Raw genomic sequence first — 23065 nt, forward strand, 5'->3', positions numbered from 1 at the left:
CACGCGCGTACCGGACATGGCGCGCCTCCTCGACCACATGGATGCGGGTCACCCCGCGGACCAGGCTCTGCACGCGCTCGTCGGGGAACGTGAGGGTGCCCCAGGACGAGTTCCGGGTTGTACATGTCCAGCCACAGGGCCAGGTCCAGGGTGCGTTCCAGGCCGCGCCGGGAGGACTGCGCGATCTGCGGCGTGTCGCGGTTCGCCGCCCGGGCCACGCGGTCGCGGTCCACCAGGTCGAAGACCCGGTGCGCGGGCCGCGAGAGCAGGTCCTTGGCGTGGTCCTGGAGCGCGACCGCGTACTTCGGGTCCTGCGTCGACGGGTAGGGGCTCTTGACCCGGTCGTACACCGACTGCGGCAGGACGTCCGCGGTCGCCTCGCGCAGCAGGCTCTTCTCCCGGCCGTCGAACGACTTCAGCGCCCAGGGCGTGTTGTACACGTACTCGACCAGCCGGTGGTCGCAGAACGGCACCCGCACCTCCAGGCCGACCGCCATGCTCGCCCGGTCCTTGCGATCCAGCAGCACCCGCACGAAGCGGGTCAGGTGCAGGTGGCAGATCCGCCGCATCCGGTACTCGAAGTCGCTCTCACCGTCGAGGCGCCGGATGCCGCGCACCGCGTTCGCGTAGCTGTCGGCGACGTAGCCCGCCAGATCGAGGCGCTTGCTCAGGTCCGGCCGCAGCACGTCCGCGTCGTCACCGAAGTGCCGGCCCATCCGCACCAGCCACGGGAACGTGTCGGCGTTGCGGGCCTCCTCGTCGAAGAACTGCAGGTACCCACCGAAGACCTCGTCGGCCGACTCGCCGGAGAGCGCGACCGTGGAGTGCTCGCGGATGGCGCGGAAGAGCAGGTACAGCGAGGCGTCCATGTCGCCGAAGCCGGCCGGGATGTCGCGGGCGCGGATCACCCGGGCCCGCACCTCGGGGTCGGCGAGGGCGTGCGAGTCGAGCACGATGTCGCGGTGCTCCGTGCCGGCCAGGCGCGCCACGTCGTGCACGAACGGGGTGTCGGGGGTGCCGCGCAGCTCGTCCGCGACGAAGTTCTCGGCCTGGCCGACGAAGTCGACCGCGAAGCTGCGCACGCTCTCGCCGCGCTCCGCCAGCTGCCGCGCCGCTATCGCCGTCATCGCCGAGGAGTCGAGACCGCCCGACAGCAGCGTGCAGCGCGGGACGTCCGAGACCAGCTGGCGGCGGACGATGTCGTCGAGCAGCCCGCGGACGGTGGCGATGGTCGTGTCCCGGTCGTCGGTGTGCGCCCTCGTCTCCAGCGTCCAGTACGCGCGGCTGCGCAGCCCGGACCGGTCGACGGTGACGACCGTGCCCGGCTCGACCTCGTTCATCCCGTCCCACACGGCATGGCCAGGAGTCTTCACGAACGTGAACAATTCGCGGAATCCGTCCAGCGTGACCCGGGACTTCGCGAGCGGGTTGGCGAGGATCGCCTTGGGCTCGGAGCCGAACAGCACGCCGTCCGCGGTCCGGTAGAAGTAGAACGGCTTGATGCCCATCCGGTCGCGGATCATCAGCAGCTTGTCCACGCGGCCGTCCCACACCGCGAAGGCGTACATGCCGTTGAGCCGCTCCGGCAGCCGCTCGCCCCATTCGAGGTAGCCGCGCAGCACCACTTCGGTGTCCGAGTCGGTACGGAACTCATGGCCGCGCGCGACGAGTTCGGCGCGCAGTTCGGTGTAGTTGTACGTCTCTCCCGAGTAGACGAGCGCGACCGTGCCCTGCGGCGTCGTCGCGGTCATGGGCTGTCGGCCGCCCGGCAGGTCGATGATGGCGAGCCTGCGGTGGCCGAGCGCCGCCGGCCCCTCGGTCCAGGTGCCGCGGTCGTCGGGGCCCCGGCACTCCATCGTCTGCGTCATCGCGTCCAACGCCTCGGCCGAGGCCCGCAGGTCGCGGTCGAAGGAGATCCAGCCGGTGATGCCACACATACGCTTCCTCCTGCTTCCCGTACCGCCGTGGACAGCCGGGGACGACCCCGCCGGCCTGCGCTCGGGCAGGCGCGGTACAGCCCGGGGCCGAGTCGGTTGTACACGGCATCTATATGTCGAGCGTGTGACATGACGGCGGGCCCGGTCAACGTGCCCGTAACCTCGCGAACGGGTTGACCCGGGCAGTTTCGGCCGTCCGGCACACGGTCGAGCGCAATGATCCCCTTCGCAAATCCCTTGTCCGAACGGGGATGCGGAGATCGGTTGCCTCGGGCGACCAGTGCGATCCGGCCAAGGGCAAAGGTTTGATCAATCCTGTCCCCGGGGCGCTCCGCCCGGCCGACGCCGTCACGCCGTCGCGTCCAGCGTCCCCTCGAACGTCGCGGCGGCCAGGCCGAACGACAGCGTCATGCCGACCCCCGAGGTCACCGACAGCGCCCGCACCCCGGGCGCGACGTCCCTGACCAGCAGCGGGCCGCGCGGGCTGCTCGCGTAGACGCCCTGCCAGCGCTCGGTCACCCGGACCCCGCTCATTCCGAGGACCCGCGCCGCCTCGCGCAGCAGGAGCGCCGAGACCGCCTCGTCCTGGAACGGGATCTCCGTGACGTCGTACGCGTGCGAATCGCCCACCAGCACCGAGCCGTCGGGCAGCCGGGTGAACATCACGTTCGCCACGATGTCGAGCAACTCGGGGCTGTGGCCGAGGACTTCGCGGCGCAGCGCGGGGGCCGACGGGGTCGCGGTGAAGGCGTCGTAGCGCAGCATCGAGGTGGCGGTCAGCACCGCCGCGTCGGTCCGCAGCGCCGCGGGCGCCTCGATCCGGGCCATCGCGAGCCGGCAGCGCTCGATCCCGTGGGCCGCCGCCTCGACCGGGTACAGCCGGTCCAGATCGTGTCCCACGCAGAGCAGGATCTGGTCGCCGCGGACCGGGCCCCGGCTCGTGTGCACGGTCCCGGTCTCGACGCCGGTCACGTTCGTGCCCCACACGACGCTCGCCCCGGGCTGGTCCGCGAGCCACGCGGCGAGGCGGGGCGCAGCCTCCCGCGGGTCGACCCGCAGGTCGGCCGGGAGCAGCGCGCCGCCGGCGAGATCAGCCCGGTCGTCGCCGGAGCGGCCGAGCGCGTCCCCCACCTCGCCGCGCGTGCGCAGGCGCACCGCGTCCGCGCCGCGTTCCGCGCGCAGCTCCTCCAGGACGGCCAGCTCCGTCGCCGACCGGGCCACCACGAGGGCGCCCGCCTCGGGCGCCCACAGCCCGGCCCGCGCCGCGGCGTCCAGCCAGCCCGCACGCGAGCGGGTCGCGAGGTCGAGCAGGTGGCCGTGTTGCGCGGTGACGCAGCAGTGCCCGAAGTTGCGCACGGAGGCGCCCACGAGCCGCCAGTCGCGCTCGATCACCGTGACGCGCAGTCCGCGCCGTACCGCCTCCACGGCGTGCGCGAGACCGACGATGCCCGCCCCGACCACGACGAGGTCGCTGCGGTCGCGCGGCAGGGTGACGGGGGCGGGGGGTGTGGTGGTGGTGAGGCTCATGGATCGAGACTGCGGAGCGGAGACCGACCCCGGCAAGAGCTGTCTATACAAGTTTTCCGGATGTTTACCAGATGGTGGGCAGGGTGCGCCTTGCCGCGCACGGTCTGGGCCTGTGAGAATCAGCTTGTGAATACAAGTGACGCCGGGCCGCTCCACCAGCGGCTCGGAGCGGAGTTCCGGCGGCGGATCGCGGCGGGGGAGTGGCCCGAGGGGGTGCCCGTGCCGAGCGAGGCCCAGCTGTGCGAGGAGTTCGGCACCTCGCGCGGACCGGTCCGCCAGGCCCTCGCCCAGCTGCGCGCGGAAGGACACCTCGTCGGCGGCCGGGGCAGACCGCCGGTCGCCCGCCGTGTCACGCCGTCCCAGCCGTTCGCCTCGCTCATGTCGTTCACCCAGTGGGCGCGCTCCATCGGCCGCACCCCGGGCCAGTCCACGATCGAGGTCGCCCGCCGCCGCGCCGGCCCCGACGCCGCCGCGCGCCTGGGGCTCGACGAGGGCGCCCCGGTCGTCGACCTCGTGCGGGTGCGGCAGCTGGACGGGGTGCCCGCCATGATCGAGCGCTCCACGTTCGTCCTGGACGTGGGCGCCCATCTGTTCGCGGTCGACCCCGACGCCGGCTCCGTCTACGAGGCGCTCACGTCGCGCGGCGTCGACCTGCACCACGCCCGCCACACCATCGACGCGATCGCCGCGGACCGCACCGACGCCGGCCTGTTGGGGAGCGCGGAGGGCCAGCCGCTGCTGCGGGTGCGCCGGCTCGCGTTCACCGCCGACGGCACCCCCGTCGAGTACGCGGACGACCGCTACCTGCCGGCCATGGCCACCTTCACCATCGAGAACACCGTCGGGGGCCGCACCGTCGCCGGCCGCGACCGCTCCGAGGCCCCGCCGGCCACCGACGGGCCGCCGCCCCACCACACCCCTGAGGACCCCCAGTGATCGAACTCGCCGTCTTCGACATGGCAGGCACGACGATCGAGGAACACGGCGCCGTGTACGAAGCGCTGCGCCACGCCGTCGTATCGACCGGAGCCACCGTCTCCGCCGCCGACCTGCAGACCTGGATGGGCACCGACAAACGCGAGGCCATCGCCGCGCTCGTGCGCATCGGCGGCGGCACCCCGGACGCGGACCTCGTCGAGCGCCAGTACGGTGTCTTCCGCACGGACCTGGAGAGGCGCTACGCGCAGACGCCGCCCCTGCCGATCGCCGGCGCGGACACGGCCCTGGCCGAACTGCGCGCCCGCGGCATCAGGACCGCGCTGACCACCGGCTTCAGCGATGACGTGGCGCTGCCGCTGCTCGCCTCGCTCGGCTGGTCGACCGGCGCGGGCGGCAACCTCGACGCCGTCGTCACCGCCGACGAGGTGGGCCGCGGCCGGCCCGCGCCGTACATGATCCACCGCGCGATGGAGAAGACCGGCGTCGTCGACGTGCGGACCGTGCTCGTCGCGGGGGACACGACGGTCGACCTGGAGGCGGGGACGAACGCCGGGGCGGGTGTCGTCGTGGGCGTGCTCACCGGCCGGTTGACCCGCGCCCAGCTCGAACGCGGCCCGCACACCCATGTGGTGGCCTCGGTCGCGGACGTCCCCGGCCTCCCGGAGACCGTCCGCGACTGAGGGGTCGCCGCCGAGCGCGGCCGCGCCGGTCAGGCGAGGGCCGCGTCCACGATGGCCTGGGCCTCGCTCTGCACCTGGGCGAGGTGCTCGGCCCCGCGGAACGACTCGGCGTAGATCTTGTACACGTCCTCCGTGCCGCTGGGCCGGGCGGCGAACCACGCGTTCTCCGTGGTCACCTTCAGGCCGCCGATCGCCGCACCGTTGCCCGGCGCCTCGCTCAGCTTGGCGGTGATCGGCTCGCCGGCCAGGGTGTCCGCCGTGATCGCGTCCCCCGTCAGCTTCGCCAGGCGCGCCTTCTGCTCCTTGGTCGCCTTCGCGTCGATGCGCGCGTACGCGGCGCCCGACGCCCCGAACTCCGCCGCGAGTTCGGCGTAGTACGCCGACGGCGTCTTGCCGGTCACCGCGAGGATCTCGGCGGCGAGCAGGGCGAGCAGGATGCCGTCCTTGTCGGTCGTCCAGACGCTGCCGTCCTTGCGGACGAAGCTGGCGCCGGCGCTCTCCTCGCCGCCGAACGCGACCGAGCCGTCCACCAGGCCGGGCACGAACCACTTGAACCCGACGGGCACTTCGACCAGTTCGCGGCCGAGTGAGGCGGCGACCCGGTCGATGACGGCGCTCGACACCAGGGTCTTGCCGACCGCCGCCGACGCCGACCACTGCGGCCGGTGCGAGAACAGGTAGTGGATGGCGACGGCCAGGTAGTGGTTCGGGTTCATCAGGCCGGCGTCCGGGGTGACGATGCCGTGCCGGTCCGCGTCGGCGTCGTTGCCGGTGAGCAGGGCGTAGTCGTGGCGGCGCGCGAGGACCGAGGCCATCGCGGGCGCCGACGACGGGTCCATCCGGATCTTGCCGTCCCAGTCCAGCGTCATGAACCGCCACGTCGGGTCGACCGAGGGGTTCACCACGGTGAGGTCCAGCCCGTACATCTCGGCGATCCGCGCCCAGTAGTCGACGCTCGCGCCGCCCAGCGGGTCGGCGCCGATCCGCACGCCCGCCCGCCGGACGGCGTCCACGTCGATGATGGTCCGCAGGTCCTCGACGTAGCGCTCGCGGAAGTCGTACGGCTCGGGGGCCGGGGAGCCGGCCGTGCGCGGGGTCCAGTCCGGGTCCGCGAGCAGTTCGTTGGCGCGCTGCGCGATCCAGGAGGTGGTCGTCGAGTCGGCGGGGCCGCCGTGCGGCGGGTTGTACTTGAAGCCGCCGTCGCGCGGCGGGTTGTGGCTCGGCGTGATGACGATGCCGTCGGCGCGGTCGGCCGGCTCGGCGCGGTTCCAGCGCAGGATCGCATGGCTGAGTGCGGGCGTCGGCACGTAGCCGTCGAGGGCGTCGGCCATGACCCGCACCCCGTGCGCGGCCAGCACGCCGAGCGCCGTCCTGAGCGCGGGCCTGGACAGGGCGTGGGTGTCCGGGCCGATGAAGAGCGGGCCGGTGATGCCCTCGGCCGTGCGGTGTTCGACGATGGCCTGGGTGATCGCCGCGATGTGTTTCTCGTTGAAGGCGCCGTCGAGGCTGGAGCCGCGATGGCCACTCGTGCCGAAGACGACACGCTGCTCGGGGCGCGTGACGTCGGGCTCCCTCGTGTAATACGCGTCGACCAGCTCGTCGAGGTCGACGAGGTCGTCCGGCCTGGCGGGGGTTCCTGAGCGGTCAGTCATGCGGACAGTGTCCCACCTGCGCCGATGTGGCGTCCGGTGACACCGCCCCCGCCGGCCGGCCCGGGGCGTCCGCGGGCGGGCGGTTCAGCCCTTCTTGTCCGCCTCCTCGCGTGCCGCGGTGATCGCCGCGAGGGCCGCGCGGAGGTGGGTCTCGGCCGCCTCCTTGGCGACGCCCGCCTCGCTGAGCACACCCGCGCCGTTCTCCTGCTCCAGGAGCGCGAGCAGGATGTGCTCCGTGCCCACATAGTTGTGGCCGAGCCGCAGGGCCTCCCGGAAGGTCAGCTCCAGCGCCTTCTTGGCGTCCGCGTCGAACGGGACCAGTTCCGGTCCGTCCTCGGCGGCCGGGGGCAGGGTCGCCGTCGCGGCCTGCCGCACCGAGTCCAGGAGCACGTCCTGCGCGCGGATGGCCTGCGCGGCCAGGCCATCCGGCTCGTGCAGCAGGCCGAGGACGAGGTGGGCGGTGCCGATGGTGGTGCTGCCGGCCGCGCGGGCCTCGTTCTGCGCGCCCATCACCACGTTGCGGGCGCGCGGGGTGTAGCGGGCGAAGCCCTGCTCCGGGTCGATCTGCGACTCGGCGCCCTTGGGCACGAACCGCTTCTGCGCCGCCTGCCGGGTGACGCCCATGCTCCTGCCGATGTCGGTCCAGGAGGCGCCGGAGCGGCGGGCCTGGTCGACGAAGTGGCCGATCAGGTGGTCGGCCACGTCGCCGAGGTGGTCGGCGGCAATGACCGCGTCCTGGAGCTGGTCGAGCGCGTCGGAGTGGGCCTTCTTGATGGCTTCGATCAGGTCGTCGAGACGGACGGGATGCGTGGACGCAACTGGTTTCGTCATGCTGACAACCGTAGGTTGACAGTCTGCGGGTGTCAACCTTCAGTTGACAGTCGGCGTACGGGTCTCAGACGACGGCCGGATTCAGTCGACGGAAGCCCTCCTGGGTCCGGTACGGGTAGTACGGATAGGGGGCCTCGACCTCGCTCGCCGCGTCCAGCCGGGCCACCTGGTCCGGCGTCAGCTCCCAGCCGACGGCGCCCAGGTTCTGCTTCAGCTGCTCCTCGTCGCGCGCCCCGATGAGCACCGTGGAGACGGTGGGCCGGCGCAGCAGCCAGTTGAGGGCGATCTGCGGCACCGCCTTGCCGGTCTCCGCCGCGATCTCGTCCAGCGCGTCGACGACCCGGTACAGGTGCTCGTCCTCGATCGGCGGTCCGAACTGCGCGGTCCGGTGCAGCCGGCTGTCCTTCGGCAGCGGCTGCCCGCGCCGGATCCTGCCGGTCAGCCGTCCCCAGCCGAGCGGGCTCCACACCACGGCGCCGACGCCCTGGTCGAGGCCGAGCGGCATCAGCTCCCACTCGTAGTCGCGGCCGACGAGCGAGTAGTACACCTGGTGCGCGGCGAACCGCGGCCGCCCGTGCTCGCCGGCCGCGGCGAGCGCCTTCATCAGCTGCCAGCCCGCGTAGTTGGAGACGCCGGTGTAGCGGATCTTGCCCACCCGGACCAGGTCGTCGAGGGCCGACAGGACTTCCTCCACGGGCGTGCTCGCGTCGTAGGCGTGCAGCTGGAACAGGTCGATGTACTCGGTGTCGAGGCGGCGCAACGCCGCCTCGACCGACCGGATCAGGCGCGAGCGCGAGACCCCGGCGTCGTGGGGCCCCTCGCCGGTCGGCAGTGCCGCCTTCGTGGAGATCAGCGCCTGGTCGCGGCGGCCCTTGAGCGCCGCGCCGAGCACCTCCTCGGACGCCCCGTCCGAGTAGACGTCGGCCGTGTCGAACAGGGTGACCCCCGCGTCCAGGCTCAGGTCGACCATGCGCCGGGCCTCGTCGGGCCCGGCGGTGCCCCAGGCGGAGAACAGGGGGCCCCGGCCGCCGAACGTCCCCGCGCCGAAGCTCAGCGCGGGCACCTTCAGGCCGGACGTCCCCAACTGGCGGTACTCCATGGCGGTCTCCTCGGTAAACGGTTCTGCGGTTCCGTTAGTGCGTGCCGCAACCGTAACAGGCGTGAGCGCCTTAATGGAACCCGAGTTTCTTTTGGTCGGGCACGCAGAAGGGTGGCCGGGCAGATCGCCCGGCCACCCCGTCCCGCTGGAGCCCGCTACCGCATGTGCCGCGTCACGGCAGCAGGTTGATCTTGAACGTGGACGTCGTGTTCCGGATGTCCACCGCGTTGTCGTTCAACTTCAGGTTGTGGAAGGTGACTTCGCCGACGGCCGGGCCCTGGCCCGTCTCCGGCATCTCGTTCGCCCACACGCCGAATCCGGACTTCGCGTCGTAGGCGTCCCCGCTCTTGCGTGCTCCGGAGATCGTCACATCGGTCAGGACCGTGTCCTTGATCGGGAATTGCGGCTGGCCTCCCACGTAGTTGGTCTGGAACATGATGCCGCTGTACGTCGGGTCGACGATGTCGACGTCGGTGACCCGGATGCCCTGGAACACCTTCGACGCCGAGAACATCCAGATGCCCGGGAACGTCTGGCCGCCCCAGAAGTGACCGCCGCAGCGGACGATCGAGCTGTTCTCCAGGGTCGTCGGACCGGTGCCGAACCCGTTCATCGGATAGCCGAAGTCCAGCGAGCTGATCGTGACGCCGGAGTAGACGAGGGTGTCCGCGACGAGGATGTTGCGGAACGTGTTGTCGTAGCCGCCGTACACGGCGATACCCGCCGCCCGCCACGTCAGCAGCGACGTCAGGTTCTCGAACACGTTGTTCTTCTCGTCCGCGCCGCCCGCGTCGATCGCCGAGAACAGGGCGAAACTGTCGTCGCCGGTGGCCCGGGACTCGTTGTTGACGACGTGGTTGTCCGTCGAACCGTTCGTCATGTTGACGCCGTCGGCGAACGTGTCGCGGATCCGGGAGTTCTTGACCGTGACCCGGTCGGTGTTGGCGCCCCAGTACAGGCAGACCGTGTGCTCGTTCCACACGTCGTCGATGGTGATGTCCGCGACGTTCGAGAAGTCGAAGACCTTGCCGGGACCGTCGATGCGGGAGGTGTAGTTCCCGAAGAAGGAGAAGTGCGCGAACGTCGAGCCGTTGGCACTGGCCTCCGCGCGGAACCCGGCGTCCGTGTTCTCCTGCGACGACGGCGTGTGGAACCGGGTGAACCACGGCCCGGCGCCGACGACCTTGACCGCCTTGCCGTACACCTGGAACTTGTTCGACGTCTCGTAGTCACCGGTCGGCAGGTACACGCCGACGAGCTTGCCCGTCGTGTCCATCCGCACCTTGTCCAGGGCGTCCTGCACGGCCTGCTGCGAGAAGCCGGTCGGCACGGCGTAGGCCGCCGGGTCCGGGTTGGCCAGCGCGGTCGCCTGCTCCAGACTCACGAAGTCCACCGCGTACGTGGTGTCGTTCGCGGCGTCCTTCTGCAGCCGGATCCTGCTTCCCTGCGGCACGGTCCGCCCGAGCAGCAGGTTCGCCTCGTCGTAGATGTGCCGGGGCGCGCCCGCGCTCGGCGCGTTGCCGGGCCCGGTCTCCGCTCCGTACAGCCACGCGTACTTCGACGTCAGGTCGATGGCCTTCAGGAACGTGCCGTCGACGTACACGTTCAGCGTCGCGTCGCGCCCGCCGCCGCCCGCCGCGTCCGGGATCGAGAAGCGGGTGACGAGGGTGTTCGTCGGCGCCTTGGTGGTGAACTCGACGTAGGAGCCGGTGCTGTCCAGCGTCACCGCCTTGCGGCCCGAGGCCTCGCCCGCGAGGTCGCCGACCGTGCGGTTGGGGCCGAGGACCTTGGCGCCGCCGCCGACCGTGCCGTCCTCCGCCTCGTAGGTGTCGTAGGGCATGCTCGCGCCGCGCCCCACGAAGAGCGGCTGCGACGAGGTGTTGTTGTCGCGCTTGACCGGCAGCTCGTTGGCGTCGGCGGCCACCACGGTCTTCACCGTGAACTTGCCCTTGCCCGCCGTCCACGTGCCGAGCTTGACCGGCGCGGTCGCGCCGCCGGCCGCGATCGACCCGTCGAAGGACCCGGTGAGGGTCTTCACGACCGTGCCGCCGGAGTCGGTGACGGTGAGCGTGATGCCGTGGGCGCCCGCGGCGCTGGCCTGGTTGCCCTGGTTCTTGAGGACCGCCGAGAAGGTCACCGTGTCACCCTCGCCGGGCGTGCCCGGCGACCAGGACACGGGGGACGCCACCAGGTCGGCGCTGGTCACCGGCTTGACGACGAGACCGGTCGGGCTGGTGTAGCTGTTGTTGCCCTCGTCGCGCTCCACCACTTTGTTGCCCGGGTCGACGACCGCGCCGACCTGGTACGTGCCCGCGTCGCGCGCCCCGATGTCGGCGCTGACGGTCGCCGTCGCCCCGGCCGCGAGCGCGCCCACGGCGGCCGAGCCGGCCTTGGCGGTACCGAGCGTGAAGTCCAGGGTCGTCGCCGTGCTCGCCTCGCTGCCCGCGTTGCGGACCGTCGCCGACAGGGTGATCCGGTCGGACTCGACGGGTGAGGCGGGCGCGGACGTGACCCCCGTGACCTGGAGATCGGGGTTGGGCGCCGGGGTGCCCAGGACCTGGAACTCCGCGATCTGACCGCCGGGAGCGCCGGAGTTGGCGGTGATGACGAGCCGGACGTCCGCGACGCGCGCGGTGACCGGGATCGTCACCGTGTTCCCGCTCGCCGGGTTGAAGGTGTACTCCTTCGCCGCGGCCAGCTGCGTGAAGTCCGACGCCTTCTGCTCGCGGCCCTGCACCTCGATCTTCTGCGTGCGGGTGGCCCAGGCGGCGTCCGGGTTCAGCTTCAGGACGACCGCGGACACGTCCGCGTTCGCGCCGAGCTTCACGGTCAGCGTGTTCGGGTAGCCGCTGCCGCCCTCCCAGTAGGTGCTGGTGCTGTCGTCGACGGCGTTCTCGGCGACGAAGGTCTGCGTCGCGGAGGACGCCGTGACCGGCTTGCGCACCGCCAGGTTGGCGGCGTCGGCCGTCGAGCCGTTGCGCGTGACGGCGTTGGAGTTCGCCGACTGGTTGCCCGCAGCGTCCTTGGCGCGCACGGTGTACGTCACCGTCGCCGACGCGGGCTGGGAGTCGGTGTACGTCGTGACGTCACCGGCGACCGACTTGAGCAGCGAGCCGTTGGCGTAGAGGTCGTACCCGGTGACCTTCACATTGTCGGTCGACGCCTGCCAGGCCAGCTTGACCTGCCCCTTCGTCGCCTCGGTGAAGGCCAGGTTCCCGGGCGCGGTCGGGGCCTGCGTGTCGCCCGAGTCGCCTGTGCGAGTAACGGAGTTGGAGTTCGCCGACTGGTTGCCCGCCGCGTCCTTGGCGCGGACGAAGTAGGTGAGCGTCGCCGAGGCGGGCTGGGTGTCGGTGTAGGTGAGCACGGACCCGTCGACCGAGGCGCGCAGCGTCCCGTTGGCGTAGATGTCGTAACCGGTGACCTTCACGTTGTCGGTGGCCGCTCGCCACGTGAGCTTGATCTGGCCGGTCGCGGGCTCGGTGTAGGCGAGGGAGACGGGCGCCGCGGGCGCCTCGGTGTCGCCGGTCGCCGGGCCGTACACCTCCAGCTCGGACAGCTGCCCGGCCGGCTGCCGCGTGTTGGCGGTGACCTGCACCCGCACATAACGCGTCGTCACCGTGGAGAAGGACAGCGTCTGTTGCTGGCCGCCTGCCGCGGAGAACTCGTACGCCTTGGAGGCCACGAGGTCCTGGAAGTCCGTGCCGTTGGTGCTGGAGCGCACGGTCAGCGTCTGCGTCCTGGTCTCCCAGCCGGACGGCAGCCGCAGCACCAGGCGGTTGACGCGCACCGAGGCACCCAGGTCCACCTGGACCCACTGCGGCAGCGCGTCGTTCTTGGACTCCCAGTAACTGGCGGCGTCCCCGTCCCCGGCGTTCGAGGCGGCGTAGGTCTGTGTGGTGGAGCTCGCCGTGAACGTCTTGCCGCGGGCCAGGTTCGCCGAGGAGTCGGTCGTGCCGTGCACCTCGAGCTCGGACAACTGGGCCGCCTGCCAGGCCGAGTTGGCGCTGACCACGACGCGTATGTACCGGGTCTGGGTCGCCGGCAACGACACCGTGACCGTGTTCGCCGAACCCGGCGCGAAGGCGTACGACGCCGATGTCTTCAGCGTGTCGAAGGCGGAGCCGTCCGCGCTGCCCTGCACCGACAGCGTCTGGGTGCGGCTCTCCCAGGAGGCCGGCAGCCGCAGCACCACCTCGTCGACGCGGGCGGCCGAACCCAGGTCGACCTGCACCCACTGCGGCAGGTCGGAGCCGGAACTCTCCCAGTACGTCGAGGCGTTGCCGTCGGCCACGTTGGCCGCCTCGTAGCCCGCCTTCGCACTGCTGGCCTTCGTCGCCGCGCCCGCCGCGAGGTTCGGCCCGCCCGCCGCCTGGGCCGCGAGGGCCGGCAGACCGAGGAAGGCCAGGGCGAACGCGAGGAGCGCGACCGTGAGGCCCCGCCTCCCGTCCCGCCATCTGGATCTGAGCGATGACTGTCCGAACATGCTGCCCCTGTCCCTGCACCCACGGTGCAGTGAAGCGAGTGACCCAAGGATCAACATCGGTTTCTTGCGTTCAGTTGTTGGAGAATTGCAGAGTGATGTTGCCCAGTCCACCGTTTGCGCAGAGGTAGTTGCGATGAGGGAGAATCGGGGACCATGCCCCACGCGCAGGCGGCCGACGGTGCCGCGCTCCATTACCAACTCCGCGGCAGCGGCGCCCCGTTGCTGCTCCTGGCCGGCCAGTCGAACGACCACCGCTGGTGGGACCCGGTGCTCGACCGCTTCGCCGCGGCCTTCACCACGGTCGTCCTCGACTGGCGCGGCACCGGCGGCAGCGACCGTCCGGACACCGACACGTACGGCACGGCCGATCTCGCCCGCGACGTCGTCGCCGTGCTCGACCACGCGGATATCGACCGCGCCCACGTGTACGGGACCTCGATGGGCGGCCGCGTCGCCCAGTGGCTCGCCGCCGACCACGCCCCGCGCGTCGACCGCCTCGTCCTCGGCTGTACGTCCCCCGGCGCGCCACACGGCGTCGAGCGCGGTCCCGCCGTCCGCGCGGCGCTGGCCGACCCGGACCCGGAGGTCTCCCGCGCCGCCCTGCTCGCCCTGATGTACACCCCCGCGTACACCGCCACCCACCCGGGCCCGTACCGCACCCTCGGCGATCCGGCCATGCCCGCGCACGCCCGCCGCCGCCACCTGCGGGCCAGCGCCCGGCACGACGCCTGGGACGCGCTGCCCCGCATCGCCGCACCCACCCTCGTCGTGCACGGCACCGACGACGCCTTCAACCCCACGGCCAACGCGCCGCTCCTCGCCGGCCGCATCCCCGGCGCGCGCTCCCTGCTGATCCCCGGCGGCCGGCACGCCTACTTCGAGGAGTTCGCCGACGAGGCGACCCCGCCGGTCGTCGACTTCTTGAACGCGGCGCCGGATACCGTGCGATGACCGGGGAGACCGCCCGCCGCCCGGCCCACGACGGAGGAACGATCACGATGCCCGCAGCCCATGTCCTGCTCGCCCAGCTCCTGACGGCGGCCGGCCCGGACGCGACCGGCGCCCTGTGGCGCCTCGACGGCGCGGCCCGGCAGCTCGACGCGAACGTCATCCGGGTCCGGCCCGGGACGCGGGGCGAGGCGTACACCGAGCACGACCTCGACGTCCTGCTGGTCATGGTCCAGGGCCACGGCGTCCTGCGCCGGGCGGACCGCGAGGAGGAACTGGCGCCCGGCGCCCTGGTGGTCGTGCCGCGCGGCGAGCGGCGCGCCGTCACCGCCGACGCCGAGGGCCTGGTCTACCTCACCGTGCACCGCAGGCGGCCGGGCATGTCGATCGGCCGGGCCTCCGCGGCGGTGCCGGCCGAGGGCGGCGAGGCGCCGTGCCTGCTGCCCCGCGTCTGCGCGGAGTGCGGCCGGGCGGCGGAAGACTCCGGCGCGCGCTTCTGCAGCCGGTGCGGAGAGCGCTTGCCCGCAGACACTTCCGGCCGTCCTTGAAGGCGACAGATCAAGCCGGACGGCGGGTTCCCTACCCTCGCGGCGCCCTGCCGCAAGGGTTCCCGGAGCCCGCCGCCGTCACTTCTCGCCACTGATTCAACACACAATGTTACCGAAAGGTGGGGGTCCGGGATGAGTTCCCGGCCCGCCCACGGCAGACTCTGGCCCGGTCGGCCGCCTCCTCCCGAGCGGCCCGACCGGGGAGGGGAAGCACCACCGGGGGAGTCCGCGCGTGTGGGGCGCGCGGGCTCCCCGTCCCTGTCAGGGCAACCGCCGCGGCTCGATCAGCTCGCCGGGACCGTGTCCTCGAACGCGGTGCCCGCCGAACGGTACGCGGCGACCTTCGCCGCCACCTGGGCGGGCGTGAGTACCTGGTCCTTGACGTGCAGCACGTAGTCGACCTGCTGGTCGTATGCGCGCGGGCTGGTGCTCGTCTGGCCGGCCAGGTCGATCAGCCACTGGTTGAAGTTGATCGACATCGGCCGCTCCGGCAGGTACTGGGCGTCGTGCGTGCCGAACAGCTGCCCGTCGATGAAGTACCGGATGGTGCTGTTGTCGATGGTGAGCACCAGGTCGTGCCAGCCGGCGTAGCTCTGCCGGCCCTCCGTGTGCTGGTTCACCGCCTGCCACGGATCGGGGTTGTAGGTCTCCCAGGACGTCGTGTAGAGGATGTTCGACGGCTCGCCCCAGCCGCCGTTCGGCAGGTACTCGAAGTCGTACTCGGCGTAGTCGTCCGCCATCGGCGCCTTGAGGTCGTTGATGGTGAAGAACGTCTGCACCAGGTGGTCCCCGTCGGGACCGCTCTTGGGCGCGTCGTTGAACTTCACGCGGGCCGCGTACGTCCCGTTCTTGAACTTCAGCGCCTTGGTGAGGACTTCGGTCTGCTTGGTGCTCTCGCCCGTCCCCGAGGTGGACGTCTCCAGGTTCATCACCGTGTTGCCGCCCGAGGACGGGAACGTCACCTTGTCGGGCGCCCAGGTCGCGCCGGGCACGCCGGGGCCACCGGAGTTGGCGCGCACGCTCCAGCCGTGCGCCGCGATCCGCGGGTCGTCATAGGCGCTGTAGCTGAAGTCGTCGAAGAGCGTGGCGCCCGCGCCGGGCGGGTCGGTCGGGTCGGTCGGGTCCGTGGGATCGGTCGGGTCGTTGCCCTCGGGCGCCGTGCCCCAGACGACGGCGCCGTCGAGCTGGGCGGTCACCTTCGTCCAGTTCCCGTACGCCGACTGCGCGGCGCCGAACGAGTAGTCGTCGGCCTGGTTCAGGGACTGCCAGTCCGCGCGGTAGAAGCGCAGCTGCATGTCGCCCGTGTCGGCGCCGGCGGCGAGCGATCCGGCGCCGGAGGTGAAACCGATCTCCAGGTACCGGTCGGCGCTCGCCGTCGGGTGGGTGAGCGTGCCGAACGTGCCGGTGATGTTGCCGCAGCCCTTCACGGCCCAGGAGCATGCGAAGCGGTAACTCGGGCTCCCCGCGTCGGACTTGAAGTAGTACCGCACTTTCACGCCGCTGAGCGGCACGCCCGTGCTGCCGGAGTTGCGGACCTTCAGCCACGGTTCGGCCTGGTCGCTGCCGGTGCTGCCGGCGTGGTACTGCACCGTCAGGGCGCCCGCGGCCGCGGTGGCGCTCGACGGGAGCGCGACGAGGCCCGCGCAGCCCAGCGTGGCGGCCGCGGCACAGGTGACGGCCCTGGAGACGGCTTTTCTTCTCGCGAGACTCTTCCTCATGACGGTTCCTTTCCGGAACGGTGGGGGACGGGAACGGGGACGTGCGGTTCGAGCGGCCCGTGCCGCACGCCGAGTGCGGCGAGCCGTGGCAGGTGTGCGCCGAGCCGCTCCCGGAAGCCGGACCAGGACGGCGCGCCGTGCCAGGCCCGGTCGGCGAGCGCGCACAGCCGGGGGAAGGACAGCCGGTCGACGTGGCCGGCGTCCGCGACGAACTCGGTCCACAACTGCGCCTGAAGGCCGAGGAGACGACCGGCCGTGCCGGTGTCGTCCGGCGGCTCGTGGTCGTGGACCGCGCGCAGGTCGACCACGGCGCCCGGCTGCGCCGGCGGTTCGTCCGGGGCGTAGGACTGCGCGTAGTCCAGGTAGCTCGCCCGGTGCTGGCCGCTGATCACCGCGTGGCCGCGCTTGAGGGCGATGCGGGTGTGCTCGGGGTCGCGCCAGGTCATGACCGTGAAGTGCGGCGGTAGCCCCTCGCCGGTCTCCGCCCACGCCGTGGGGGTGCGCCCGCGCTCCAGGAGGAAGTCACCGACGCGGCCCAGGAACCAGCCGCGCAGCGCGGCTGTGTCCGCGAGCCCCTCGGCGGCGGCCCGGGCCCGCGCCACCGGGCTCGCCGCCCACTCGGTGGTGGGGCACTCGTCGCCGCCGAGGTGCACATGGGGCGAGGGGAAGACGTCGAGGACCTCGTCGAGGACGGTGCGGCAGAAGTCGAACACCGGCTCGTGGACACCGAGGACGGTCTCGCACACCCCCCACCGCGTCCACACGTCGAGGCGGCGCCCCGGCACGGTGCCCAGCTCGGGGTGGGCGGCGAGCGCGGCGCGGCTGTGCCCCGGCATCTCTATCTCCGGCACGACCGTGACCCCGCGGGCGGCGGCATAGGCGACGAGGCCCGTCAACTCCCGCCTGGTGTAAGCCCCTTCGTGCGGGCGCCCGTCGAACTCCTGGCTCCCGGAGGGCCCGGCCATCGACTCGGCGCGCCGCCCGCCCACCTCGGTCAGGCGCGGATACGCCGCGACGGGCATCCGCCAGCCCTGGTCGTCGGTCAGGTGCAGATGCAGCACGTTCAGCTTGTGCAGGGCGAGCAGGTCGACGTAGCGGCGCAGCAGGGACACCGGCTGGAAGTGCCGCGCTACGTCGAGCATGAACCCGCGCCAGGGATGGCGCGGCACATCGGTGATCTCCACGCAGGGCAGCCGCCAGTCGACGCCGCCGCGCGCCTCGGCGCAGAGCGCCTCGGGCGGCAGGAGCTGGCGCACCGTCTGGATGCCGCGCAGCAGGCCGGTGAGGTGAGCGGCCCGCAGCAGGACCGCGTCCGGCGCGACGGTCAGGCCGTACCCCTCCTCGCCCAGGCCGCCCAGCTGGGGGTCGAGCGCGAGCACGAGAGCGCCGTCGGACGCGGCTGTCAGCGGCAGTCCGGTGGCCGGCGCGAGGAGCGCCCGGAGCAGGGCGGCGGCCGGTCCGGCGCCGGGGGAGAGCCGGATCCTCGTGGCCGCGCCGAGGGTGAAGTGGCCCGGGCGGTAGGAGAGGTGGGTGGGCAGCGGGAGCAGAGAGGGGCGGTGTGCGGGCACTGCGGACCTCCGGACGAGGTGCTCGGGCGGGACGGGCTCAGCCCTTGACGGCGCCGGCCGCGAAACCGGACGTGACGTGCCGCTGCAGCACCAGGAAGATCACCAGGGCAGGCAGCGCGAAGAGGGTGGAGGCGGCCATCGTGGCGCCCCAGTCGGTGCCGAACGTGTTGTGGAAGGAGGAGAGCCACACCGGCAGCGTCCGGTGGTCCTGCTCCTTGATGATGAGGAAGTTGGCGTACGCGAACTCGTTCCACGCCGTGATGTAGCCGAACAGCGAGGTCGCCATGAGGCCCGGCGCGAGCAGTGGGAGCGCGATGTGCCGGAAGGCGCCGGGCCGGGTGCAGCCGTCGACCTGCGCCGACTCCTCCAGCTCCGCCGGGATCGTCGCGATGAAGCCGCGCAGCACCACGATGGTGAACGGCAGCGTCATCATGAAGTACACGAGCGTCAGGGTGGGCAGCCGGTCCAGCATCCCGGTGTCCCGCGAGATGATGTACACCGGGATGATCAGTGACTCCCACGGCGCCATCTGTGCGACGAACACCATCAGCATGAACTGCCGCCGCCCCCGCCAGCGCATCCGCGCCACCGCGAACGAGGCGCCGAGGGCCACCACGAGGGCGAGCAGTACCGCGCCCAGCGTCACCAGCACGCTGTTGCGCCAGAACAGGCCGAAGCCGTCGGCGTCCATGGCCCGCCGGAAGTGGTCGAGCGTCCAGCTCTGCGGCAGCAGTCGTGGGTGGTCCGACTGGATGTCGCGGTTCGGCTTGAGGGCGGTCGTGACCATCCAGTAGACGGGGAAGAGGCAGACGACGACCGTGACGGTCGCGGCGAGGTGGAGCGGGAGGCGGCGCAGCGCCCGCGCGGTCGTCGTCACAGCTCGCCCTCCTGGCGGAACATCTGGCGGAAGTAGGCGACGAGGACGCCGGACATGAGCAGCACGGTGATCATCGAGGCGGCGGAGCCGAGGTCGTAGCGCTGCCCGGACAGGGCCGTCTGCACCGCGTAGACCGGCAGGATCGTGGTCGCGTCGCCCGGGCCGCCCCGTGTCATCACCCAGATCTGCACGAACGCCTTGAACGTCCAGATCACTTCGAGTGAGAGCACCAGCATGAAGATGGGCCGCACGATGGGCAGCGTGACCGAGCGGAAGATGCGCGACCAGGACGCGCCGTCGATGCGCGCGGCCTCGTACAGTTCGGCCGGCACCGTGGTCAGTGCCGAGTACAGGGTGATCGCGGCGAACGGCACCGACTGCCACACGACGAGCGTCACCAGGATGGCGAAGGCCGCCGGGCCGTGCGCCAGCCACGGATAGCCTTCGAACGAGGAGAACCCGAGGCCGGTCAGCGTGTGGTTGACGATGCCGAACTCCGAGTGGAACAGCCACTGGAACACCGTGGTCGCCGCGACCACCGGCATCGCCCAGGTCAGCACGAGCGCGCTGAGCACCGCCGTCCGCCAGGCCCGCCCGAGCCGCTCCACCATCAGCGCGACGAGGGTCGACAGGCCCATGATCAGGACCACGTTGACGGCCATGAACAGGAAGGTGCGGCGTACGACGGTCCAGAACCGGGGATCGGAGAGCAGCGTCGTGTAGTTGTCGAACCCGGTGAAGTGCGCGTCGCCGAGAATGAGTTGGCGCAGCCCGAAGTCCTGGAAGGAGATCAGGACGGCCCGGCCGAGCGGATAGACGAGCAGGTACAGCATGCCGAGGACGGCGGGGGCCACCAGCAGGTAGGGCCAGGCACCGGAGGTGGTGGCGCGGCGGGCCGGGTCCCGGGGGCGCCGGGGCGGCCGGGTGAGGGGGCGGGGCGTGGTCCGCTCGCGGACGACCGTCACGGCGCACACTCCTTTCGTCCGTTCTGGATGCGTCGGTACTGCCGGGCTCGCTCCACCGTCCGGGTCAGGAGCCGGAGTTCATCGCCGACGTGATCGCCTCGGACGCCTTCTCGGCCTCCCGCGCCGGATCCCCGCCCGCGAGGACGGCCGTCAGGTAGTCCTTGATCGGGTTCTTGGCCTCGACGGCGGCCCAGCCGGGCGTGTTCGGCGTCGCGTGCCCGACGGCCGCGCCGACGGCCATCGCGGCGGCACCCGGGTCCTGGGCGACCGCGCCGGCCAGCGTCGTCTTGTTCGGTACGTAGCTCATCGCGACGGCGAGCTTCTTCTGCCAGGCGTCCCCGGTCAGCTCCTTGACGAAGGTGTACGCGGCCTCGTGGTGGCCCGAGACCGCCGGGATCACCAGATCGGAGCCGCCGGTGAAGACGGCGCCCGGGGCGCCGGCGCTCTTGCCGGGGATCGGGAAGAAGCCCAGCTTGTCCTTGAGCTCCGGATTGCTCTGCGCGACCACACCGGCGCCGCCCGGCACGCTGATGACCTGCGCGACCTGCCCCTTGGCCATCACCTCGGCCTGCGGCGGCTGCGCCTCGTCGGAGTCCTTGGGGCCCTTGCCGAGGGCTTGCAGCTTCTTGTAGAAGGCCATCGCGCGCAGCGCCTCGGGCGTGTCCAGCGCGCCCTTCCACGTCTTCCCGGACCGGGTGGCCAGATCGCCGCCCTCGTCCCAGACGAAGCCGGCGTACGTGTACCAGTTCTGGCCGGGCAGATAGATGCCCTGCCGCCCGCCCTTGTTCAACTTCTTGGTGGCGGCGATCCACTGAGCGCGGGTCTTGATCGACGCGGCGTCGACGCCGGCCTTCTCGAACAGGTCCTTGCGGTAGATGACGACCCGGTTGGCCGCGTAGTACGGGATGCCGTACTGCTTGCCCTCGTACGCGCCCGGCTCGGCCAGCCCCTTGAGCCAGTCCTCGCCGCCGAGCGCGGCGACCTTGTCGCTCAGGTCCAGCAGGCCGCCGCTCTGCGCGAACTGGGCCACCTGGGTGTTCCCGGTCTCGATGACATCGGGTGCGTCGTTGCTGGCCAGCGCCGCCGTGACCTTCTCGCCGATGGCGTCCCACTCCTGGATCTGCACCCGCACGTCGATGTCCGGGTGCGCTGCCTCGAACCCCTTCTCGAACTGCTTCTGGAACGCGGCCGAGACGCTGTCACGCATCAGCCACACGTCGATCCCGGTCCGCCCGCCGTCCCCGGCCTCCCCGTCGGAGGAGCCGGACGAACTACAGGCGCTGAGCCCGGCGACCGCGACGAGCGCGGACAGACCGGCGAGCATACGGAGCTTCACGGTTCACCTCTGGGAGCCGGACCTGACCAGTTGACCAACTGGTCAGGTGACCTCTGGTGGTGGAGAAAGCTGGCATAGACCTCTGACCTCGTCAACCCCCCTGGTTAACAAGGGGAGTTGTCGATCAAGGCCGTACCGTGGTCAACTGGTCAGGCAACTGGTCGTACGGCACGAGGGGGCGGACGTGAACGCCGACGGGACCATCGAGAACCCGGACGCGCCGGGGGCGGTGCTCAAGCGTGAGCGGGTCCGCGACCACATCCTGGAGCTCATCGAGTCGCAGCGGCCCGGCGACGCGATCCCCTCCGAGCGCACGCTCTGCGCCCGCCTCGGCGTCTCCCGCCCCACCCTGCGCGCGGCGGTCGGCGAACTCGTCGCCGCGGGCCTTCTCGTCCGCGAACACGGCCGCGGCATGTTCGTCGCCCCGGAGAAGATCACCCAGGAACTCGTGGCCCGGGAACAGGCGCTGACGGTGCCGCAGGCCGCCGGCGCCTGGACCAGCCGGCTGCTGGAGTTCACCACCATCCAGGCGGGCGCCCGCGTCGGCCGCAAGCTGCGCCTCTCACCCGCCGCGCGGATCGTGTACGTGGCCCGGCTGCGCCTCGTCGACGGGGCGCCGATGGCCATCGAGCACCTGCACATCCGCGCCGACCTGGTGCCGGGGCTGAGCGCCCAGGAACTGGAGAGCGGCGATCTCTACGCGCATCTGCGCGACCACCACGACGTACACGTCCGCGAAGCCGTCCAGGCCATCGAGCCGACCGTCGTCACCCGCGCCGAGGCCGAGCTCCTCGACGTCCCCGAGCTGTCCCCGGCGCTGCTCTTCGAGCGGCTCACCTCGGACACGTCCGGGCGGCCCGTGGAATACGTCCACTCGCTCTACCGCGGCGACCGCTACCGGATCGTCTCCCGACTCACCCTGGGCCCCGCCGCGGCCGCCACCGGAGCCGTCGCCGGCCACCACCCGGGCATCCCGCCCGGCGACTTCGCCCACCGGGACACCGTCGCCTCCTCCACCCGCGGCGACGTGCAACAGGCGCCCTGAGTGCGGGGCTGACACGCGCCCGGGGCCGCCTGCGCGGCGCGGGCCCGGGACCTCGCTTACGGTTCGGCCATGGCCGACTACCGCATCGAAACCGTCCGCAACGGCGACCGCGACTGGACCGCCCGCAACGAACGGGGCGCCGAGGTCCGGATCGCCCCCGCCGACGCCCGCACCGACACCCCCTCATTCACCCCCGTCGAACTCCTCCTCGCCGCGCTCGGCGGCTGCGGCGGGCTCGTCGTCGACCGCACCGCCCGCACCGCCGACCACGACGAACTGCGGATCGTCGTCGAGTCGGTCTCCCGGCCCGAGGACGACGGCCGCGTCGGCACCGTCCGCGTCTCCTACGATCTCGCCCTGCCCGAGGGCGACGCCCGCACCGAGACCATCGAGAACGGCATCCGCCTCACCCACGAGAAGTACTGCACGGTCAGCCGCACCGTCGAGCACGGCGCCCGCGTCGAGGCCTGGGGCCCGGACGGCACGGTCCTCTTCATGGGCGGCTGACCGGGGCCGGGCACACCGGAGTGCCGCCGGGGGAGCGGCGGCACTCGGCGTCCGTACCACGGCGGAGCGCTACGGCAGGCTGTGCACCTTGGGCCCGACCGCGTTCGACCAGGCGTTGCCGGCCGTCGCGTCCCAGTTCGTCGACCAGGTCATCGCGCCGCGCAGCCCCGGATAGGTCCGCGCCGGCTTGAAGGAGCCGCAGCCGGTGCCGCGCGCCAGGCAGTCCAGCGCGTTGTTGACGACCGACGGCGCCACGTAGCCGCTGCCCGCGCCGCGCGTCGAGGCGGGCACGCCGAGCCCGACCTGCGAGGGGTCGAGGCCGCCCTCCAGCTGGATGCAGGCGAGCGCGGTGAGGAAGTCCACCGAGCCCTGGCTGTAGACCTTGCCGTCGCAGCCCAGCATCGA

Annotated in this window: 16 protein-coding genes and 3 pseudogenes; 6 read left to right on the top strand and 13 right to left on the bottom strand. The window is 72.0% G+C overall.

The window, feature by feature from the left end; genetic code table 11:
- The 3 genes and pseudogenes from ABZY33_RS33040 to ABZY33_RS33050 all read right to left on the bottom strand — a co-directional run.
- Positions 1-94 (bottom strand): annotated as a pseudogene (locus ABZY33_RS33040) (diiron oxygenase); the annotation flags it as partial.
- Between the two features lie 7 nt (positions 95-101).
- Positions 102-1937: pseudogene (gene asnB / locus ABZY33_RS33045) on the bottom strand (asparagine synthase (glutamine-hydrolyzing)); the annotation flags it as partial.
- Positions 1938-2285: 348 nt separating this feature from the next.
- Positions 2286-3464 carry a TIGR03364 family FAD-dependent oxidoreductase gene (locus tag ABZY33_RS33050; RefSeq protein WP_356495398.1) on the bottom strand — a complete coding sequence of 393 codons (1179 nt, stop codon included), beginning with the start codon at positions 3462-3464 and terminating at the stop codon, positions 2286-2288.
- A 126-nt stretch (positions 3465-3590) separates the two neighbouring features.
- Between ABZY33_RS33050 and ABZY33_RS33055 the strand changes: the two genes are divergently transcribed.
- The gene (locus tag ABZY33_RS33055) at positions 3591-4400 is read left to right on the top strand and encodes a GntR family transcriptional regulator (RefSeq protein ID WP_356495399.1); all 810 of its coding nucleotides are present in this window, start codon (positions 3591-3593) and stop codon (positions 4398-4400) included.
- Positions 4397-5083 (top strand): phosphonatase-like hydrolase, encoded by a 687-nt coding sequence (locus ABZY33_RS33060; protein WP_356495400.1) that lies wholly within the window; start codon positions 4397-4399, stop codon positions 5081-5083. Before ABZY33_RS33055 ends, ABZY33_RS33060 begins: the two co-directional genes overlap by 4 nt.
- A gap of 29 nt (positions 5084-5112) precedes the next feature.
- Here the strand turns inward: ABZY33_RS33060 and pgm are convergent, their stop codons facing one another.
- The 4 genes from pgm to ABZY33_RS33080 form a co-directional block, all read right to left on the bottom strand.
- Positions 5113-6735, bottom strand: a complete 1623-nt coding sequence (pgm, locus tag ABZY33_RS33065; RefSeq protein ID WP_356495401.1) for a phosphoglucomutase (alpha-D-glucose-1,6-bisphosphate-dependent) — start codon at positions 6733-6735, stop codon at positions 5113-5115.
- 84 nt (positions 6736-6819) lie between these two features.
- Positions 6820-7566, bottom strand: a complete 747-nt coding sequence (locus ABZY33_RS33070; RefSeq protein WP_356495402.1) for a Clp protease N-terminal domain-containing protein — start codon at positions 7564-7566, stop codon at positions 6820-6822.
- 64 nt (positions 7567-7630) lie between these two features.
- The gene (locus ABZY33_RS33075; RefSeq protein WP_356495403.1) at positions 7631-8665 is read right to left on the bottom strand and encodes an aldo/keto reductase; all 1035 of its coding nucleotides are present in this window, start codon (positions 8663-8665) and stop codon (positions 7631-7633) included.
- A gap of 172 nt (positions 8666-8837) precedes the next feature.
- Positions 8838-13148 (bottom strand): discoidin domain-containing protein, encoded by a 4311-nt coding sequence (locus ABZY33_RS33080; protein WP_356495404.1) that lies wholly within the window; start codon positions 13146-13148, stop codon positions 8838-8840.
- Between the two features lie 153 nt (positions 13149-13301).
- On the opposite strand from ABZY33_RS33080, the gene ABZY33_RS33085 reads away from it, so the two are divergent.
- Together ABZY33_RS33085 and ABZY33_RS33090 are read left to right on the top strand one after the other, a co-directional pair.
- Complete coding sequence (locus ABZY33_RS33085; RefSeq protein WP_356495405.1) at positions 13302-14099, top strand: alpha/beta fold hydrolase; 798 nt, start codon at positions 13302-13304, stop codon at positions 14097-14099.
- A gap of 47 nt (positions 14100-14146) precedes the next feature.
- Positions 14147-14644 carry a hypothetical protein gene (locus ABZY33_RS33090; protein ID WP_356495406.1) on the top strand — a complete coding sequence of 166 codons (498 nt, stop codon included), beginning with the start codon at positions 14147-14149 and terminating at the stop codon, positions 14642-14644.
- Positions 14645-14928: 284 nt separating this feature from the next.
- Here ABZY33_RS33090 and ABZY33_RS33095 read toward each other — a convergent pair whose 3' ends face one another.
- From ABZY33_RS33095 to ABZY33_RS33115, 5 genes are all read right to left on the bottom strand, one after another.
- Positions 14929-16362 (bottom strand): cellulose binding domain-containing protein, encoded by a 1434-nt coding sequence (locus tag ABZY33_RS33095; protein WP_356495407.1) that lies wholly within the window; start codon positions 16360-16362, stop codon positions 14929-14931.
- The gene (locus ABZY33_RS33100; protein WP_356495408.1) at positions 16359-17930 is read right to left on the bottom strand and encodes a beta-N-acetylhexosaminidase; all 1572 of its coding nucleotides are present in this window, start codon (positions 17928-17930) and stop codon (positions 16359-16361) included. The genes ABZY33_RS33095 and ABZY33_RS33100 overlap by 4 nt, the downstream gene beginning before the upstream one ends.
- A gap of 37 nt (positions 17931-17967) precedes the next feature.
- Positions 17968-18807: a carbohydrate ABC transporter permease gene (locus ABZY33_RS33105; protein ID WP_356495409.1), complete on the bottom strand. Its 840-nt coding sequence runs from the start codon at positions 18805-18807 to the stop codon at positions 17968-17970.
- Positions 18804-19772, bottom strand: a complete 969-nt coding sequence (locus tag ABZY33_RS33110; protein ID WP_356495410.1) for a sugar ABC transporter permease — start codon at positions 19770-19772, stop codon at positions 18804-18806. The genes ABZY33_RS33105 and ABZY33_RS33110 overlap by 4 nt, the downstream gene beginning before the upstream one ends.
- 64 nt (positions 19773-19836) lie before the next feature.
- Entirely contained in the window at positions 19837-21108 is a 1272-nt protein-coding gene (locus ABZY33_RS33115; RefSeq protein WP_356495411.1) for an extracellular solute-binding protein, read from the bottom strand.
- 184 nt (positions 21109-21292) lie between these two features.
- Between ABZY33_RS33115 and ABZY33_RS33120 the strand changes: the two genes are divergently transcribed.
- Complete coding sequence (locus tag ABZY33_RS33120; RefSeq protein WP_356495412.1) at positions 21293-22153, top strand: GntR family transcriptional regulator; 861 nt, start codon at positions 21293-21295, stop codon at positions 22151-22153.
- Between the two features lie 69 nt (positions 22154-22222).
- Positions 22223-22660: an OsmC family protein gene (locus ABZY33_RS33125; protein WP_356495413.1), complete on the top strand. Its 438-nt coding sequence runs from the start codon at positions 22223-22225 to the stop codon at positions 22658-22660.
- Positions 22661-22729: 69 nt separating this feature from the next.
- Here ABZY33_RS33125 and ABZY33_RS33130 read toward each other — a convergent pair.
- Positions 22730-23065: pseudogene (locus ABZY33_RS33130) on the bottom strand (chitinase); the annotation flags it as partial.

Source organism: Streptomyces sp. NPDC006552, from assembly GCF_040611655.1.
Taxonomy (GTDB): Bacteria; Actinomycetota; Actinomycetes; order Streptomycetales; family Streptomycetaceae; genus Streptomyces.

Coding starts and splice junctions, on each gene's coding strand:
- ABZY33_RS33070 (WP_356495402.1), bottom strand. CDS start 7,566: ATGACGAAACCAGTTGCGTCCACGCATCCCGTCCGTCTCGACGACCTG.
- ABZY33_RS33075 (WP_356495403.1), bottom strand. CDS start 8,665: ATGGAGTACCGCCAGTTGGGGACGTCCGGCCTGAAGGTGCCCGCGCTG.
- ABZY33_RS33080 (WP_356495404.1), bottom strand. CDS start 13,148: ATGTTCGGACAGTCATCGCTCAGATCCAGATGGCGGGACGGGAGGCGG.
- ABZY33_RS33085 (WP_356495405.1), top strand. CDS start 13,302: ATGCCCCACGCGCAGGCGGCCGACGGTGCCGCGCTCCATTACCAACTC.
- pgm (WP_356495401.1), bottom strand. CDS start 6,735: ATGACTGACCGCTCAGGAACCCCCGCCAGGCCGGACGACCTCGTCGAC.
- ABZY33_RS33090 (WP_356495406.1), top strand. CDS start 14,147: ATGCCCGCAGCCCATGTCCTGCTCGCCCAGCTCCTGACGGCGGCCGGC.
- ABZY33_RS33095 (WP_356495407.1), bottom strand. CDS start 16,362: ATGAGGAAGAGTCTCGCGAGAAGAAAAGCCGTCTCCAGGGCCGTCACC.
- ABZY33_RS33050 (WP_356495398.1), bottom strand. CDS start 3,464: ATGAGCCTCACCACCACCACACCCCCCGCCCCCGTCACCCTGCCGCGC.
- ABZY33_RS33125 (WP_356495413.1), top strand. CDS start 22,223: ATGGCCGACTACCGCATCGAAACCGTCCGCAACGGCGACCGCGACTGG.